Source organism: Candidatus Enterococcus courvalinii (genome assembly GCF_017315945.1).
Lineage (GTDB): Bacteria > Bacillota > Bacilli > Lactobacillales > Enterococcaceae > Enterococcus_B > Enterococcus_B courvalinii.
Genome location: NZ_JAFLWI010000006.1, coordinates 280,026 through 297,409 on the forward strand (window position 1 = coordinate 280,026; position 17,384 = coordinate 297,409).

Here is a 17,384-nt window from a genome sequence, read left to right on the forward strand (position 1 = left end):
TACTCCATTGATTGTCCTAGGCTTTTTTGTTTTATATCTATTCTAATGGATACAAATTATAGTTGAAGTAATTTTTCTAAATGGTCAGCTAAACCATCTTCTTGGTTTGTTTTTGCCGTAATATCATTAGCAATTCCTTTTAGCTGGTCTGTGCCATTTGCCATAGCAACTCCCCAACCAGCATATTCTAATAACTCAAGATCATTGTGTTCATCGCCAAACGCGATGACATCTTCTTGTTTGATATCCAGATAATTAGCTACTTGATGGACGCCCTTTGCTTTTTCGATTCCTTTAGAAACAATTTCTAGAATAGCTGTTGGGCCACCCCAAGTGCGGACATCTACATAGCTACCGAATTGCCGCGTCAATTCATTTGATACTTGCTCGGCAAATTGTTTTTCTGTACGAACTAATAGAGAAGTCGGATTAGTTATTAAGTTTTGGGGAGAAAGCAGATTTTTTTCACTTGGATTTGAAGAAGCAAAAATTTTTTCATCGAAAAATTCTAAGCTATCGATAAAAAATGTTTCGCGATTTTCAGCAGCAACGAAGTCAAGATTCAATGCTTTTTTTTGTGAGACAATTTCAAAGGCAATCTCACGGTTGATTTGTGATTCCTTTTCGCCACTCCAAAGTTGATTAGGAATGTGTACAAGAGCCCCATTAAAGTTAACCATTGGGGTCGTTAATTCTAACTGTTGATAAAATTGATAACTCATTCGAAAAGGTCTGCCAGTAGCGATACTAACATAGTGACCTGCTGCAATGGCTTTTTTTAAAGTTTGTTCGGTTTTAGTTGTAATTAAAGAGTCTTGATTCAGAGTAGTCCCATCTAAATCAATGGCAATTAGCTTTTTATTCAATGGCGATAGTCCTTTCTCAGCTGATATTTGTTTTAGTCTAGCATATTTGCCGTAATAAACAAGTGACAAACTCAATAACCAAAGAATGAAAAATAATTTTTTTTTGAAAAAACCGACGTAAAACACGAACGTTATTTGCTTTTTAATGTTTAAATATCATTTTTTAGTTGAAAAACGAATGAAGCGACTATATAATCAATAATTGTTCGAGGAAATTAGTTGTTGGTCTTATTTATTATCTTTCCTCATCAGAAAAAATCAGGGAGTGGAATTTTTTATGGATAAGTTTTTCGGATTGAAGGAAAACAAAACAAATGTATCAACAGAAATAATGGCGGGGGTTACGACATTCTTTGCAATGAGTTACATTCTTTTTGTTAACCCAACGATTTTATCAGCTTCAGGGATGCCGTTTCAAGCAGTTTTCTTGGCAACGATTATCGCTTCGGTTATCGGGACGTTAGTAATGGGTTTGTTTGCAAATGTTCCTTATGCACAAGCACCAGGAATGGGTTTGAATGCCTTCTTTACTTTTACTGTAGTGTTTGGTCTTGGTTATTCTTGGCAAGAAGCTTTGGCAATGGTCTTTATTTGTGGCTTGATCAATATTTTTATTACAGTAACAAAAATTCGAAAAATGATTATTCACGCAATTCCAGAAAGTTTGCAACATGCCATTGGTGGCGGTATTGGGATTTTTGTTGCGTATGTGGGTATTAAAAATGCTGGATTCCTTTCTTTCAGTGCGGATCAATCAGCAATTACGAGTTCTGTAGTTGAAGGCGGCAAAGCAACAAACGTAACAATTAATGGTGGAATCGTACCAGCTTTAGCCAATTTCAATAATGCACCAATTTTATTAGCAGTTATTGGGTTAGTTATTACCGCAATTTTAGTAGTTAAGAATGTTCGTGGCGCAATGTTGATTGGTATTGTTGTGACAACTATCTTAGGTGTATTAATGGGCGTGGTTGATCTTCAAGCCATTGATTGGCAAGCTAATTCATTAGGAAACTCAGTTAAAGAATTAGGAACAACTTTTGGTGCTGCTTTTGGAGCAGAGGGAATGCAATCTTTATTCAGTGATAGTTCAAGACTTCCACAAGTTTTAATGACAATCATTGCGTTTAGTTTATCAGATACATTTGATACGATCGGTACATTTATCGGAACGGGACGTCGTACAGGCATTTTCTCAAAAGAAGATGAAGATGCGTTGGAAGACGGAAAAGGATTCAAAACAAAAATGGATAAAGCTTTGTTTGCTGACGCAATTGCGACTTCAGTTGGTGCAGTATTTGGTACGTCAAATACAACAACGTATGTTGAATCTGCTGCTGGAATTGGGGCAGGTGGACGAACAGGTTTAACATCAGTAGTTGTGGCTATTTTATTTGCATTAAGTAGTTTATTTTCTCCGTTGATCGCGATTGTGCCGGCGCAAGCAACTGCTTCTGCGTTGGTTTTAGTAGGTGTGATGATGATGGCATCATTTGCGGATATCAAATGGGGAAATCTTGATGAAGCTCTACCTGCTTTCTTTGCTTCAATTTTTATGGGACTTTGCTATAGTATTTCTTATGGGATTGCTGCTGGTTTTATCATGTATACAATCGTTAAGGTAGTTAAAGGACAAGCAAAAGAAGTATCTCTTGCTTTGTGGGTAGTTGATATTTTGTTTATCTTAAACTTTATTATTTTAGCTACTATCTAATTAAATTTAATTAAACAAATCAATTAAAAAATAAACAAATTAATAGGAATGATGTTTTGTTTGTTAAAACTTTTAAGACAAAAGGTGCGTCTACTGACGTTACTTTTTGTCTTTTTCTTTAGCTGAAAGTTGTAAAAGTCAGAATTTTTTGTCTTTTTTTATTTTTACTTTCACATTCGTTGCTTGTTGCTTTAAAAATAGGTATGATGAAGAAAGATGAAAGAGGGATGATGAATGGGGATTAAATGGAGAAAAAATTTAATTATTGCATGGATTGGTTGTTTTTTCACTGGTGCAAGTATTAGTTTAGTCATGCCGTTTATTCCTGTTTACGTCGAACAACTAGGGACGCCTAAAGATCAAGTTGAATTATTTTCTGGATTAGCGATTTCTGTTACTGCTTTTGCGGCAGCAATCGTTGCTCCAGTTTGGGGGAATTTAGCAGATCGAAAAGGGCGAAAAATTATGATGGTTCGAGCGGCAGCGGGAATGACGATCACTATGGGCTCACTGGCTTTTGTTCCGAATGTGTACTGGCTATTGATCATGCGTTTCTTTAATGGAATTTTATCTGGGTATATTCCAAATGCCACAGCAATGATTGCCTCACAAGCACCAAAGGAAAAAAGTGGTTGGGCACTAGGGACACTTTCGACTGGAGCGATTGCAGGAAATTTGATTGGTCCGTCAATGGGTGGTGCATTAGCACAATGGTTTGGAATGGAAAATGTGTTTATTATCACGGGTGCGGTACTTTTAGTAACAACGATATTAACCATTTTTCTAGTAAAAGAAGATTTTCATCCGGTTGAGAAAAAAGATTTAGTTAGCACAAAAGAAATTTTTTCAAAAATGGACCACTTCTCTATTTTAGTAGGACTATTTATCACCACATTGATTTTACAGATTGGTGTAACTAGTATCAGTCCGATTTTAACATTGTATATTCGTCAATTAAGTGGGGATATCAATAATGTTCTTTTTATTAGTGGATTGATTGTTTCAGTTGCTGGGGTTTCGGCGGTGTTATCTTCACCTAAATTAGGAAAATTAGGCGATAGAATTGGTAATCATAAGGTGTTGCTTGCTGGATTGGTATTGTCATTTTGTTGTTACCTTCCTATGGCGTTCGTTCAAACACCACTACAGCTAGGGATATTACGTTTTATTTTGGGCTTTTCGACTGGGGCGCTGATGCCTTCTATTAATACGTTGATTAGCAAAATCACTCCTCAAGAGGGTGTAAGTCGAGTGTATAGTTACAATCAAATGTTTAGTAACTTTGGACAGGTTTTAGGCCCAATGCTTGGTTCGACTGTAGCGCACTCGTTTGGTTACAGTGCAGTTTTCGTAGTAACGAGTTGTTTTGTCTTATCAAATATCGGCCTTTCGCTTTTTAATTTTAGAAAGGTTTTGCGTAGTAAATTTTAAAAAAAGAATTGTAGACAAAAAAACAGATTGGGAAAACTTGCTTTCCCAATCTGTTTTGATTTACTATGAGTGCGATGAGGCTTCTTTTTTTGTTGGAGCAACTGCACCGATTAAGATGATAATGATACCAGTAACTAATGACAGAATTGCTGTCAAAGTAAAATCGTAAGTTCCTTGTGTCAAGGCACCACCAATGTAACCAACAACTTGTCCTAAAACTAGAGACCAAAATAACGTTACAATATATCGCATGAAGAACACCTCTTTTCTATCCCAATTTTAACAGAATTTTTTTGAATGTAAAGCAAGGTACAAGGCTTAATTGTATTATCGATAGTGAATTTTAACGAAAAAAAAGGCGGAATGCAAGATGTTTTTTCCACAACTGTATACGAGAACTTCGTATTCTTTATTACAAAGCACGATTCGCATCCAAGAATATGTCCATGAGGCTAAAAAGTTGGGTTACACTTATTTAGCTATCACGGATGAGGATGTTTTGTATGGTGCTGCAGAATTTTACCAAGAGTGTGTCAAAGAGGGCATCAAACCAATTATTGGTGTACATCTTGAGTATACTTTTGAAGACAATGACTACGGACTGCTAGTTTATGCAAAAGACAAGATTGGTTACCAACAATTGATGAATGTATCAAGCAAAAAAATGATTGAAGGTACTATCGAACTGAACATGTGGACGAAAACAGATCATTTAATCTTGGTGGTTCCGGATAAGCATTCTATTGCAAATGATTATGGTAAGGGAGAAACTTTTTCAAGTCATTGGCAAATGCTAAAAGAAAAAGTTCACCCACAAGATTTTTATGGAGGTGTGACTGTCCAAACCCCTTCAACTTCTCAAGAATGGTATGAGTTTTTGCTAACTGAAGAGGAACAACTGTGTGCATTGCATCCAATTGCAAGTCTGCATCAGGAAGATTTGTTTGCATTAGAAACAATGAAGCATATTAAAGAAGGAACACAGATTTCACCTGATGAATTAGCAGAAGTTAGTCAATTAGAAAATAAAAATTTCCTTGAACCAGAGAGTAAGAGAATTCAGCAATTTAATGAGAGATATACACACAAAGTTCTTGAAACAACTCAAAAATTAGCTGAATCAGTAAATTTTGAGTTTCAATTTCATCAAAAGCTATTACCACATTATCCAGTCCCAAATGATGAGTCGGCAGCAGTGTACCTCAAACAGTTATGCCAAAGTCAGTTATCAAAAAGAGTGGAATCTTTGACACCAGAATATCAAGAACGTTTAGACTATGAATTGTCGATTATTCATCAAATGGGGTTCGATGATTACTTTTTAATTGTATGGGATGTGATGGCATTCGCTCACAAACAAAAAATCGTTACTGGGGCGGGTCGGGGATCAGCAGCTGGTTCATTAGTTGCTTATGTTTTAGCAATCACAGACGTGGATCCTTTGAAATATCATTTGCTTTTTGAACGTTTTTTAAATCCAGAACGTTACACAATGCCTGATATTGACTTGGATATCCCTGATAATAAACGTGAAGAAGTCTTGAATTATGTCCGAGAAAAATACGGACAGTATCATATGGCACAGATTGCAACGTTTGGAACAATGGCTGCCAAAATGGTATTGAGAGACGTTGCTCGAGTGTTTGGTGTTTCACAAAGTGAGGCAAATCGGTGGTCAAAGGCGATTCCTAATCAATTAAAAATCACTTTGTCACAAGCTTACCAATCCTCGAATAAACTAGTTGAATTGGTGCAAGCAAATAAAAAAAATCAATTGTTGTTTCAAACAGCAACAATTTTAGAAGGATTGCCACGCCACGTTTCGACACATGCGGCAGGGGTGGTACTAAGCGACCGTAATCTATTAGAGCTGGTTCCTTTACAACAGGGATCAGACGAAGCTTTTTTAACGCAATACACGATGAATGCTGTGGAAGAAATCGGATTGTTGAAAATGGATTTCTTAGGTTTACGGAACTTATCAATTATTGATTATGCGCTTAAATCAATCAAACGTGTAGAAAAAATTGATCTTCAACTCAAACAGATACCTTTGAACGATGCGAAAACGTTCCATTTATTTCAAAAAGGTGAGACAACTGGTGTTTTTCAATTTGAATCAGCGGGAATTCGAAATGTTTTACGGCGATTAGGACCTGAAAATATCGAAGACATCGCTGCTGTGAATGCTTTGTACCGACCCGGGCCTATGCAAAACATTGATACATTTATTGCACGTAAAAAAGGAAAAGAACTTATCAAGTATCCGGACGACACATTAAAACCAATTCTGGAAAATACTTATGGTGTCATTGTTTATCAGGAGCAAATTATGCAGATTGCTTCAACGATGGCTGGTTTTTCTTTAGGTCAAGCAGATATTTTGCGTCGTGCGATTAGTAAAAAGAAAAAGGAAGTTATTGATAGAGAAAGAGAACATTTTGTAGCTGGTTCACTAAAGCAGGGCTATTCTAAAGAAAAAGCGATTGAAGTTTATGATTATATTGAACGTTTTGCTAATTATGGATTTAATCGGTCGCATGCATTTGCGTATTCATTTGTTGGATTCCAAATGGCTTATCTTAAAGCACATTATCCAGGCGCATTCTTTACTAGCTTGATGAATGCTGTTCGACACAATACTGCCAAGTTGAAAGAATACCTTGCTGAGGCGAGAAAGAACAAGTTGACATTAAGTCCGCCTTCTATCAATCAAAGTGCTTATGGGTTTGAGTTAGTTGATTCACAAATGATTCGTTTTGGATTGACAGCAGTCAAAGGGGTTCGGCGAGACTTTGTAGAAGAGATTATTAATGAAAGAAAGGCGAATGGCTCGTTCACATCTGTTGATGAGTTTTTGATTCGTATAGATAAGCGTTGGCTTAAAGAAGAGATTCTAAAACCTTTAGTTGCGGTGGGCACATTTGATGAGCTAGAAAAAAATCGAAAACAGCTCATGCTTGATTTAGAGGGGAAAATTCAAAATGTTCAATATAGTAGTGGCAGTTTGGATCTTATGGAAATCATGGCGTTGAAAGAAGAAGAAGTTGCAGACTATTCGTTAGATGAACGTTTAGCCCTGGAAGAAGAATATCTAGGTGTTTACTTATCCGGGCACCCCACGGAAGGCTATGAGCGACTACGTTTAGCTAAACGGATTCAATCGATTACCGAAATCGTGCCTCAACAGACAGTAAGTTTGTTGTTATACATCAAAAGCATTCGTGAAATTCGGACAAAAAAAGGAGAACGAATGGCCTTTGTGGATGGGACAGATAGCTCAGGCGAAGTAACAGTCACTGTTTTTCCTAAGCTGTATCGCCAATTCAGAAATCTTTTTGAGATGAATCGAGTATTGTTTGTACAAGGGCGTAGTGAAATAAGCCAATATAACCAAGAGTTACAATTGATTGGTGAAACATTTGCAGATGCAAAAGAATTTGAAAAACAGTTTCCGGATCAAACTTGTTATTTAAGAATTACGGAAAAACAAGAAGACCATGAAACCATGCGTCAATTGAAAACAATTTTTCAGAAACACCCTGGCTACATTCCAGTTGTTTTATACTATGAAAAAAATCAACGGAAAATTGTGTTATCAGAGGAAAACTGGGTAGATGGGAGTAAGAGTCTGAGAGGGCAGCTTTCTTATTTGCTTCAGGAGGAAAATGTTGTTTTCAAATAAGTTACGGTAAAAAATACTACGTGCTTTCATTTTTTTTCATTTTTTTAGCTATTAACCAAGACAAGTTAGAAAAATAATGTTAGAATGTTAGACGTGGTTATTGCAAACAAACGGTTATAGCCTAAGTCTTCTTAGGATAAAGTATTTTAATGAGGTGAATGTTTATATGAAACGCATCGGAATTTTGACCAGTGGCGGAGACGCACCTGGAATGAACGCAGCGATTCGCGCAGTTGTTCGTAAAGGAATCTATGAAGGTCTAGAAGTTTATGGAATCAACTACGGATTTGCCGGATTAGTTGCCGGAGATATTCGTCGTCTTGACGTTGCTGACGTTGGTGATAAAATCCAACGCGGTGGTACTTTCTTGTACTCTGCTCGCTACCCAGAATTTGCTACAGAAGAAGGACAATTAAAGGGTATCGAACAATTGAAAAAATTCGGTATTGAAGGATTAGTAGTTATCGGTGGCGATGGCTCTTATCACGGAGCGATGGCTTTAACTAAACGCGGTTTCCCAGCAGTGGGAATTCCTGGAACAATTGATAATGATATTCCTGGTACAGACTTCACAATCGGTTTTGATACAGCAATCAATACAGTGCTTGAATCAATTGACCGCATTCGTGACACAGCTACATCACACGTTCGTACATTCGTTATCGAAGTGATGGGACGTAATGCCGGCGATATCGCTTTATGGTCAGGTGTTGCAGGTGGTGCTGACGAAATCATCATTCCAGAACATGATTTTGACATGGCTGCTGTTGCTAAAAAAATCCAAGAAGGCCGCGATCGTGGTAAAAAACATTGCTTAATCATCTTGGCTGAAGGTGTAATGGGCGGAAATGAATTTGCTGAAAAACTTTCAGAATTCGGTGACTACCATACACGTGTATCTATCTTAGGACACGTTGTTCGTGGAGGCGCTCCAAGCGCACGTGACCGTGTGTTAGCAAGTAAATTTGGCGCTTACGCTGTTGAATTATTACAACAAGGTAAAGGCGGATTATGTGTTGGTATCCACGACAATGAAATCGTTGCTTCTGACATCATTGATACTTTGGAAAACAACAAACATAAACCAGACTTATCATTGTACGAATTAAACAATACTCTTTCATTCTAAAATGATTTGATCAAAAGAAAGAATGAGTAGAGCAAACTTTGTTTGACTCAACTGAACTATCTATATTAGTAGCTATTTAAGCTGTAAAGCTTTAAATAAACAAAATTGAATGGGAGCGTTTTGTAAAATGAAAAAAACCAAAATCGTTAGTACATTAGGACCAGCAAGTAACTCAGTAGAAACTATTTCTAAACTGATCGAATCTGGAGCAAATGTCTTCCGTTTTAACTTCTCACATGGGGATCATGAAGAACAATTATCACGTATGGTAATGGTTCGTGAAGCTGTTAAACAAACAGGTAAAGATGTAGGTATCCTTTTAGATACTAAAGGTGCAGAAATCCGTACAACAGTTCAAGGAACAACAGAAGCTGATTTTGGCCGTGCTGGCTATATCAAATTTGAAGTTGGAGATCAAACTCGTATCTCAATGGATCCTGAACATGTTGGTTCAAAAGAAAAAATTGCTGTAACTTATCCTGGTTTATTCGAAGACGTTCACGTTGGTGGACATATCTTATTCGATGATGGTCTTATTGACATGGAAATCGTTGAAAAAGACGAAGCAAACCGTGAATTAGTTGTAGTAGTAAAAAATGCAGGTATGCTAGGATCACGTAAAGGTGTTAATGCACCAGGCGTATCAATCAGCTTACCAGGTATTACAGAAAAAGATGCTGACGATATCCGTTTCGGTTTAGATAACGATATCGACTTTATCGCTGCAAGTTTTGTACGTAAAGCACAAGACGTTTTAGACATTCGTGAAATTTTAGAAGAAAAAAATATGACACACGTTCAAATTTTCCCTAAAATTGAATCTGAAGAAGGTATCGACAACATCGACGAAATCATCAAAGTTTCTGATGGTGTTATGATTGCTCGTGGTGACATGGGTGTTGAAATCCCAGCTGAATTAGTACCAATGGTTCAAAAACGTATCATTAAAAAATGTAACGCTGCTGGTATCCCAGTTATTACAGCTACACAAATGTTAGAATCAATGCAAGAAAACCCACGTCCAACACGTGCCGAAGCATCTGACGTTGCCAACGCTGTATTTGATGGTACAGACGCAACAATGCTATCAGGTGAATCTGCAAATGGTGACTACCCAGTAGAAGCTGTTTCAACAATGGCTCGTATTGACCAAGAAGCTGAAAAAGCTTTAGCTGAATTAGGTACATTCCAAATCAATCAATTTGACAAAACTGATGTTACTGAAACAATCGGTTTGTCAGTAGCTCGTGCTGCTAAAAACTTAGGTGTTAAAACAATCGTTGCTGCAACTGAGTCTGGCTACACAGCTAAAATGATTTCTAAATACCGTCCAGATGCTGACATCTTGGCAGTTACATTTGACGAACGCACAAAACGTGGTTTGATGTTAAACTGGGGCGTATACCCAACAGTTACTGAAAAACCAACAACTACTGATGAAATGTTTGAATTAGCTGCTAAAAAAGCAGTTGAATTAGGCTTTGCTTCAGAAGGCGATCTAATCTTGATCACTGCTGGTGTACCAGTTGGTGAGCGTGGAACAACTAACGTAATGAAAATTCAAATGATTGGTTCTAAATTATTAGAAGCTCAAGGCGTTGGTCAAAAATCTGTTGTTGCAAACGCAGTAGTTGCTTCATCTGCTGAAGAAGCAATTAAAAAAGCAAAAGACGGCATGGTATTAGTTGTTCCAACAACTGATAAAGAATATATGCCTGCTATTGAAAAAGCAGCAGCAGTCGTAGTTGAAGAAGGCGGCTTAACTTCACACGCAGCAGTTGTAGGTATCGCTCAAGATATTCCTGTAATTGTTGGTGCAAAAGATGCAACTTCAACAATCGTTGATGGTGAATTGATTACTGTTGATTCACGTCGTGGTATTGTATACCGTGGCGAAACAACAGCTATCTAATTTACTAGATAGTATAAAAAAAGCAGCTCCTCAATCTGAGGGGCTGTTTTTTTGTGTCTGAATGAATTCATTAATGACGCGGACAACTTGTTGCTGTAAATCAGTTGGCAATTGCTGTGTGCGTGTGACAAGTGAAATCAAAAAGCGTGGTTGTACAGTATCCGTTAGTGGAAGCATAATTAACTGGTCTTCTGGATGGATCGCAATCTCTGTTAGAAATCCTATCCCAACTTGTTCACGGATCATACTTTTTAAAATGGATAAATCATTACTTTGATAGACAATCTTTGGCTCAATATGTGCTTGCTTTGCTAATTTTGAAAAAGCAGTTGGATGGACGTAATGCTCGTTTAATAAAACGAATTCTTCGTCAATCAATTCTTTGAACGAAACAGCTTGCTTTTTGGCAAGTGGATGTTCAGGTGAGACAACAATCATAAATCGTTTATCTAAGAGCAACTGTGTTTCTAACGACTGATCGACAATTGGCTGAGTTGAACCGAGTAAAGCCAAATCAATTTGACCTTGATGAATCATCCCGTATAAGTCGCGAGAACCACCATCAATGATTTCCAATTGACTCATCAATTTTTGTCGAATAAAGTAGCCGGATAATTTTGGGAAATATTCATTTCCAATAATCGGTGGCATGCCAAGACGAATTTTTTTCGTTTGTAGTTGTTGGATCTCTGCTTTTGCACGAGTGATTTCTTGGAGGATAGACTGTGCATGGATAAATAGTTGGTGGCCAGCAGGTGTGATCAATAATTCATTGTGCGAACGATCGCGGACGATGAGAACAGCATTTAATTCTGTCTCCAAACGTTGGACAGCGTAAGTGATTGTGGGCTGGCTAACATGAAATAGATTAGCAACTTTTGTAAAATTTTTTAGTTTGATTAACTGGACATAGTATTCAATGTCTCGTGTGTTCATATGTTAGCTCCTCTCATTATCCATATAAATAATAGTTATTGTAATAGATTCATTTCTTGATAGCAACTGAAAGTTCAGTGAAGTGCTTTGAATAACTGAAGCAAAAGATTAAACAGATACACTTGGAAAGTTTGCGAAATCAATAAGCGATTACTTGTTATTTCGATGGAATGCAAATAAAACTTAAAATTTTTTTCGGAAAAGAATTCAGTTACATGAAAGACGTCTCAATAGAACTTTAGCAAAAAAGAAAAGAAGATTTTGCTAATAAAGTGAAAAAAGAAAATTGATTTTCCAATTAATGTACTGTTTTTTTATGAAGTGTAAGGTGTCAAGAAAATTTCATTGACAAGGACGTTTTTGCCCTGTATAATTGCTTTTGTTGCTTAGGAGTGATGAAAAATGAAATGGTCTTTACTAGAATTACGAAAATATCAAGAGACACCATTAGTATTTCATGAAACACTTGATTTAAAATCAAGTTTGATGAAACGCGATAATTTAATACTCGATGTTGCACCAGTGGCTGTTGAAGGATTTGTTTCCGTTGATAAAAAAGGCTATATCGTTCATTACACTGTGCAAACGACTCTGACTGTTCCATCAACACGTTCACTAGAACCTGTTGAGCTAGTAATGGATTTTCCAGTTGATGAATTATTCATGACAGTAGAGCAGTATCAAAGTCGAGACGACCAATTATCGGCTGATGAGATTTTGTTGATTGAAGGCACACAGCTTGATTTGACAGAGTCAATCGAAGATAATATTTTATTGGCAATTCCAATGCGTGTGCTTACTGAAGCAGAGGAAACAGAAGAAGCCAACCTACCTAAAGGCATGGATTGGGAAGTTATTTCTGAAGCAGAACATGAGCGCAGAAAAGTGGAAGAAGCTGAGACAAAAGTAGATCCTCGTCTTGCAAAACTATCGGAATTTTTTGATGATGAATCAAAGGAATAAAGATAACAAGTAAGATTGGAATATATTGCATCTAATTTGATGCAAGACTTTACAAGGAGGTGTAGCAAAATGGCAGTACCAGCTAGAAGAACATCAAAAGCTAAAAAAGCAAAACGTCGTACACACTACAAATTGACAATCAAAGGTTTGAACGAATGTCCTAACTGTGGTGAAATGAAAAAAAGCCATCACGTATGTACAAATTGTGGTTACTATGATGGTAAGGACGTAATGTCTAAAGAAGCTTAATACATTTTAATTAGAAAATGTAAAACCTCAAGGCTAACCATGGAGCCTTGGGGTTTATTTTTTTCTCGAAAAACGCCAAAATATTTTGCACATTGGTTTGCATTGCACCAATGATAGGCTATAATGAGAGAGATTAGGGGAGTAACCCCAAATGTAGGAGGAGTTCATATGACGAAACAACAAATCGGCGTTGTCGGTATGGCCGTTATGGGCAAAAACTTAGCCTTGAATATTGAAAGTCGCGGTTATTCAGTCGCATTATTTAACCGCACTGGTTCAAAAACAACAGAAGTAGTAGAAGAACATCCAGATAAAAACTTTAAAGCAACTTATACGATGGAAGACTTTGTTGCTTCAATTGAAAAACCACGTCGTATTCTTTTGATGGTTAAAGCAGGACCAGCTACGGATGCGACGATTCAAGAATTATTACCTCATTTAGACAAAGGTGATATTTTGATTGATGGCGGAAATACATTCTTCAAAGATACGATCCGTCGTAACGAAGAATTAGCGAATTCTGGAATCAACTTTATTGGTACTGGTGTTTCTGGTGGAGAAGAAGGCGCACTTAAAGGTCCTTCTATCATGCCTGGTGGCCAAAAAGAAGCCTACGAACTAGTGGCACCTATTTTAGAACAAATTTCTGCTAAAGCAGAAGATGGCGAACCATGTGTCACTTATATTGGACCAAATGGTGCAGGTCATTATGTAAAAATGGTTCACAATGGAATTGAGTACGGAGACATGCAATTGATTGCTGAGTCTTATGACTTAATGAAGAATATTCTTGGGCTGTCAGTTGATGAAATGGCTGAAATCTTCAAGGAATGGAATCAAGGAGAACTTGATAGCTACTTAATCGAGATCACTGCTGACATTTTGACTCGTAAAGATGATGAAGGTACAGGAAAACCGATTGTTGATGTCATCCTTGATGCTGCTGGCAATAAAGGAACTGGTAAATGGACAAGCCAAAGTGCTTTAGATTTAGGTGTCCCACTTCCATTGATCACAGAATCTGTCTTTGCTCGTTATATCTCTGCTTATAAAGATGAACGTGTCCAAGCAAGTAAAATTTTGTCAAACCCAAATAATTTTGAATACACTGGTGACAAAAAAGAATTAGTTGAGAAAATCCGTGAAGCATTGTACTTTAGCAAAATCATGAGCTATGCTCAAGGCTTTGCTCAATTACGAGTAGCTTCCAAAGAGTATGACTGGGATCTACCATTTGGCGAAATTGCTAAAATCTGGCGTGCAGGATGTATTATCCGTGCTCGTTTCTTACAAAAAATTACAGATGCGTATGATAAAGACCCAGATATCGAAAACTTATTGTTAGACGACTACTTTGTTGAAATCACGAAGAAATATCAACAATCTGTGAGAGATGTAGTTTCTTTAGCCGTTCAAGCTGGTGTACCAGTGCCAACGTTCTCTTCAGCAATTTCTTACTTTGATTCTTATAGAGCAGAACGCTTGCCAGCTAACATTATTCAAGCACAACGTGATTATTTTGGTGCACACACTTATGAACGTGTGGACAAAGAAGGAATCTTCCACTACTCTTGGTATCATGAAGAGTAAGTAGTTTTTGACTTTGCAAAACTGAAAAATTAGAGAAATCATGATAGAGCTGAAGTCATTTGTTACGAATAGACTTCGGCTCTTTTTAAAATTGTTTATTCATGATAGAATGACTATAGATTTTTAAGTAGAATATCGGTATAATGATAGAGTTTGTAGAAATCGCGTAGAGGGAAAGGATAAAATAATAGATGAGTAATATTCTAATCATTGAAGATGAAAAGAACTTAGCTCGCTTTGTCGAGTTGGAATTAAAGCATGAAGGGTATAATGCTGAAGTTCATTATAATGGCCGTACGGGATTAGACGCCGCTTTAAATAATGAATGGGATGCCATTTTACTAGATTTGATGTTACCTGAATTAAATGGATTAGAAGTTTGTCGACGTGTCCGTCAAGTAAAAAATACACCAATCATCATGATGACTGCTAGAGATTCTGTGATTGACCGCGTATCAGGTTTAGACCATGGAGCAGATGACTACATTGTTAAGCCATTTGCAATTGAGGAACTATTAGCCCGTTTGCGAGCTTTGTTACGTCGAATTGATATCGAAGGCGATAAAAACGTAGCAAAACAAACAACAATTACTTATCGTGACCTAACGATTGAAAAAGAAAATCGTGTGGTACGCCGTGGAAACGAAGTAATTGAATTAACCAAACGTGAATATGAACTATTGTTGACTTTGATGGAAAACGTCAATGTTGTATTAGCCCGCGATGTTCTATTAAACAAAGTTTGGGGTTATGAAACAGAAGTTGAAACAAATGTTGTCGATGTATATATTCGTTACTTGCGTAATAAGATTGATGTTCCTGGAGAGGAAAGCTACATCCAAACTGTCCGTGGAACAGGTTATGTGATGCGCTCGTGATAGAACCGAAAAAATCGGAAAAAAGAGAACTGAAAGGCCCTTCCTTGACTATCAAGTGGGCTTTTGCAAGTTCTTTCTTTATATTTGTTGTTTTTACTATTTTCGCAGTTATTACTTATAAGTCTTCAATTAATCTAATCGTTGCTAAAGAACGAAACAATGTGGAACGAACGATTTCGCAAGTGGCTTCTCGGTTAGCTAATTCTGATGAAGAGCTGACTTTAGTCAATACGTACCGAAATTTAACTAATACAACTACAAATGATAGTAATATTGATGATCAAACGACGAATATCGAAGGGAACTTGATGAAAATTGATTCCTTCATTGCTGAACTCGGTCAGTCGTCATTAGATTTATTCGTCTATAATTTAGAAGAAAAGTTGATATTTAAGACGCAACAGCATAGTCAATCGTTGTTACAAACAACCAGAAAAGTTCCGACGATTGTGACGATAGATGGTAGAACAGGATTTTTGTCGATTCAGCCAATCTATTCCAAAGGAACTCGTGAAAAAATTGGCTATGCACAAACTTTCTATGAATTGTCCTCTTTTTATGATATACGGAACAAATTATTGTTGACACTGATTATTTTAGAAGTCGTTTCGTTAATTCTAAGTAGTATCTTAGGCTTTTTCCTATCTTCTTATTTCCTGAAACCGTTAAAAGTTCTGCGAGATACGATGGATACTATCCGAAAAGACCCGCAGTCGAATATTCATATGCCTGAAATTGATACAAATGACGAGTTGGCAGATTTAGCTGAAATCTTTAATGAGATGCTTGATCGAATGCGTCTATATATGGAGCAACAAGAACAATTTGTTCAAGATGTGTCCCATGAATTACGAACACCTGTTGCAATTATTGAAGGCCATTTGAGTTTGCTAAATCGTTGGGGAAAAGATGATCCTGAAATCTTAGAGGAGTCTCTTAGCGCAAGCATGCAAGAAATTAGCCGTATGAAGAGCCTCGTTCAAGAAATGTTAGATCTTTCAAGAGCTGAGCAAGTCGATATTCATTATGGTAACGAAACTACAAAAGGAAAAGAAGTTACCTATCAAGTCTATAATAACTTTAAGATCCTATATCCAGATTATGTAATTACTTTAGATGATGATTTATCTAAAGAAGTGATTTTACAAATCTACCGTAATCATTTTGAACAATTGATCATTATCATTCTTGATAATGCAGTCAAATATTCTACGACGAGAAAAGAAGTGCATATTTCTATTTCTTCTACGTTGAGTGAATTTGAGATTGCGATTCAAGATTTTGGTGAGGGAATCCCACAAGAAGACTTGAAGAAAATCTTCAACCGGTTTTATCGGGTTGATAAAGCCAGAGCACGTACAAAAGGTGGTAATGGTCTAGGACTATCTATAGCTAAACAATTAGTTGAAAGCTATAAGGGAAGAATTATTGCTGAGAGCGTTGTTGGGCAAGGAACGATTTTTCGAATATTTATTCCAATAGTAAAATCTGAAGACAAGTAAAACGATTTCGTTTTACTTGTCTTTTCTTTTTTATAGAAAGTGGCTGCAAGGTAAGAGAAACGCAAGTGTTTGATGGACGAACTATAAGCAGTATTCTGCAAAACTTAGCAAGGAAATAGTAGAAAAAATAGAACAAAGAGGAAACATTTTTTTTGAATATTCGTTTTTTAAAATATTATTCAAAAAAGTAATTATTTCTGTTGCAATTTAAGAAATAGATTGCTATATTATTATTTGTTCTCAAATAATTCTTTACTTACTAACAACATTAATTTCTTTAAAAAATAGTGTTGACGAATAAAGAAGGACATGTTAGAATAACAAAGTCGCTTAGGGAATAAGCTTCTGAAAGTTTGGTATTTCAACAAAAAAGTTATTGACAAATAACAAAAGAGATGTTAAACTTATTAAGTCGTTAAATAAATGGCTAAAAATTAAAAAAACAAAAAGTGTTGACAACTTCTAAAAAATCTGTTAAGATATAAAAGTTGTTGAAACAAAAAATGATTAGACCTTTGAAAACTGAACA

13 protein-coding genes are annotated in these 17,384 nt (G+C 36.5%); 10 read left to right on the forward strand and 3 right to left on the reverse strand.

Going from position 1 to position 17,384, the window contains the following annotated elements:
* Positions 1-56 precede the first annotated feature (56 nt).
* Positions 57-866 carry a Cof-type HAD-IIB family hydrolase gene (locus JZO71_RS05715; RefSeq protein ID WP_206898584.1) on the reverse strand — a complete coding sequence of 270 codons (810 nt, stop codon included), beginning with the start codon at positions 864-866 and terminating at the stop codon, positions 57-59.
* A 277-nt stretch (positions 867-1,143) separates the two neighbouring features.
* Here JZO71_RS05715 and JZO71_RS05720 point away from each other — a divergent pair, with 277 nt between their 5' ends.
* Together JZO71_RS05720 and JZO71_RS05725 are read left to right on the forward strand one after the other, a co-directional pair.
* Entirely contained in the window at positions 1,144-2,580 is a 1,437-nt protein-coding gene (locus JZO71_RS05720) for an NCS2 family permease (protein WP_206898585.1), read from the forward strand.
* 234 nt (positions 2,581-2,814) lie between these two features.
* Positions 2,815-4,011 carry a multidrug efflux MFS transporter gene (locus JZO71_RS05725; protein ID WP_206898586.1) on the forward strand — a complete coding sequence of 399 codons (1,197 nt, stop codon included), beginning with the start codon at positions 2,815-2,817 and terminating at the stop codon, positions 4,009-4,011.
* Positions 4,012-4,074: 63 nt separating this feature from the next.
* Here JZO71_RS05725 and JZO71_RS05730 read toward each other — a convergent pair whose 3' ends face one another.
* Positions 4,075-4,263: a YjzD family protein gene (locus tag JZO71_RS05730; protein WP_206898587.1), complete on the reverse strand. Its 189-nt coding sequence runs from the start codon at positions 4,261-4,263 to the stop codon at positions 4,075-4,077.
* Positions 4,264-4,381: 118 nt separating this feature from the next.
* Here JZO71_RS05730 and dnaE point away from each other — a divergent pair, with 118 nt between their 5' ends.
* The 3 genes from dnaE (at position 4,382) to pyk (ending at position 10,737) form a co-directional block, all read left to right on the forward strand.
* Complete coding sequence (gene dnaE / locus JZO71_RS05735; protein WP_206898588.1) at positions 4,382-7,696, forward strand: DNA polymerase III subunit alpha; 3,315 nt, start codon at positions 4,382-4,384, stop codon at positions 7,694-7,696.
* 166 nt (positions 7,697-7,862) lie between these two features.
* A complete protein-coding gene (gene pfkA / locus JZO71_RS05740; protein ID WP_067484127.1) occupies positions 7,863-8,825 on the forward strand; it encodes a 6-phosphofructokinase in 963 nt (320 codons plus the stop codon).
* A 127-nt stretch (positions 8,826-8,952) separates the two neighbouring features.
* Positions 8,953-10,737, forward strand: coding sequence for a pyruvate kinase (gene pyk / locus JZO71_RS05745; RefSeq protein ID WP_206898589.1), 1,785 nt, complete (start codon positions 8,953-8,955; stop codon positions 10,735-10,737).
* Between the two features lie 30 nt (positions 10,738-10,767).
* Here the strand turns inward: pyk and JZO71_RS05750 are convergent, their stop codons facing one another.
* Positions 10,768-11,673, reverse strand: a complete 906-nt coding sequence (locus JZO71_RS05750; RefSeq protein ID WP_206898590.1) for a LysR substrate-binding domain-containing protein — start codon at positions 11,671-11,673, stop codon at positions 10,768-10,770.
* 402 nt (positions 11,674-12,075) lie between these two features.
* Between JZO71_RS05750 and JZO71_RS05755 the strand changes: the two genes are divergently transcribed.
* From JZO71_RS05755 to JZO71_RS05775, 5 genes are all read left to right on the forward strand, one after another.
* On the forward strand, positions 12,076-12,636 hold the full coding sequence (locus JZO71_RS05755; protein WP_206898591.1) for a YceD family protein: 561 nt from the start codon (positions 12,076-12,078) through the stop codon (positions 12,634-12,636).
* 69 nt (positions 12,637-12,705) lie between these two features.
* Positions 12,706-12,885 (forward strand): 50S ribosomal protein L32, encoded by a 180-nt coding sequence (gene rpmF, locus JZO71_RS05760; protein WP_067484136.1) that lies wholly within the window; start codon positions 12,706-12,708, stop codon positions 12,883-12,885.
* Positions 12,886-13,053: 168 nt separating this feature from the next.
* A complete protein-coding gene (gndA, locus tag JZO71_RS05765; protein WP_206898592.1) occupies positions 13,054-14,475 on the forward strand; it encodes an NADP-dependent phosphogluconate dehydrogenase in 1,422 nt (473 codons plus the stop codon).
* Between the two features lie 191 nt (positions 14,476-14,666).
* Complete coding sequence (locus tag JZO71_RS05770) at positions 14,667-15,353, forward strand: response regulator transcription factor (protein WP_002290973.1); 687 nt, start codon at positions 14,667-14,669, stop codon at positions 15,351-15,353.
* On the forward strand, positions 15,350-16,855 hold the full coding sequence (locus JZO71_RS05775) for an ATP-binding protein (RefSeq protein WP_206898593.1): 1,506 nt from the start codon (positions 15,350-15,352) through the stop codon (positions 16,853-16,855). The genes JZO71_RS05770 and JZO71_RS05775 overlap by 4 nt, the downstream gene beginning before the upstream one ends.
* The last annotated feature ends 529 nt before the right edge of the window (positions 16,856-17,384 follow it).

Bases quoted from the DNA above. Each gene is read 5' to 3' on its own strand.
- JZO71_RS05730 (WP_206898587.1), bottom strand. From the start codon at position 4,263: ATGCGATATATTGTAACGTTATTTTGGTCTCTAGTTTTAGGACAAGTT.
- rpmF (WP_067484136.1), top strand. From the start codon at position 12,706: ATGGCAGTACCAGCTAGAAGAACATCAAAAGCTAAAAAAGCAAAACGT.
- JZO71_RS05750 (WP_206898590.1), bottom strand. From the start codon at position 11,673: ATGAACACACGAGACATTGAATACTATGTCCAGTTAATCAAACTAAAA.
- JZO71_RS05720 (WP_206898585.1), top strand. From the start codon at position 1,144: ATGGATAAGTTTTTCGGATTGAAGGAAAACAAAACAAATGTATCAACA.
- JZO71_RS05725 (WP_206898586.1), top strand. From the start codon at position 2,815: ATGGGGATTAAATGGAGAAAAAATTTAATTATTGCATGGATTGGTTGT.
- JZO71_RS05770 (WP_002290973.1), top strand. From the start codon at position 14,667: ATGAGTAATATTCTAATCATTGAAGATGAAAAGAACTTAGCTCGCTTT.
- gndA (WP_206898592.1), top strand. From the start codon at position 13,054: ATGACGAAACAACAAATCGGCGTTGTCGGTATGGCCGTTATGGGCAAA.
- pyk (WP_206898589.1), top strand. From the start codon at position 8,953: ATGAAAAAAACCAAAATCGTTAGTACATTAGGACCAGCAAGTAACTCA.
- pfkA (WP_067484127.1), top strand. From the start codon at position 7,863: ATGAAACGCATCGGAATTTTGACCAGTGGCGGAGACGCACCTGGAATG.
- JZO71_RS05755 (WP_206898591.1), top strand. From the start codon at position 12,076: ATGAAATGGTCTTTACTAGAATTACGAAAATATCAAGAGACACCATTA.
- dnaE (WP_206898588.1), top strand. From the start codon at position 4,382: ATGTTTTTTCCACAACTGTATACGAGAACTTCGTATTCTTTATTACAA.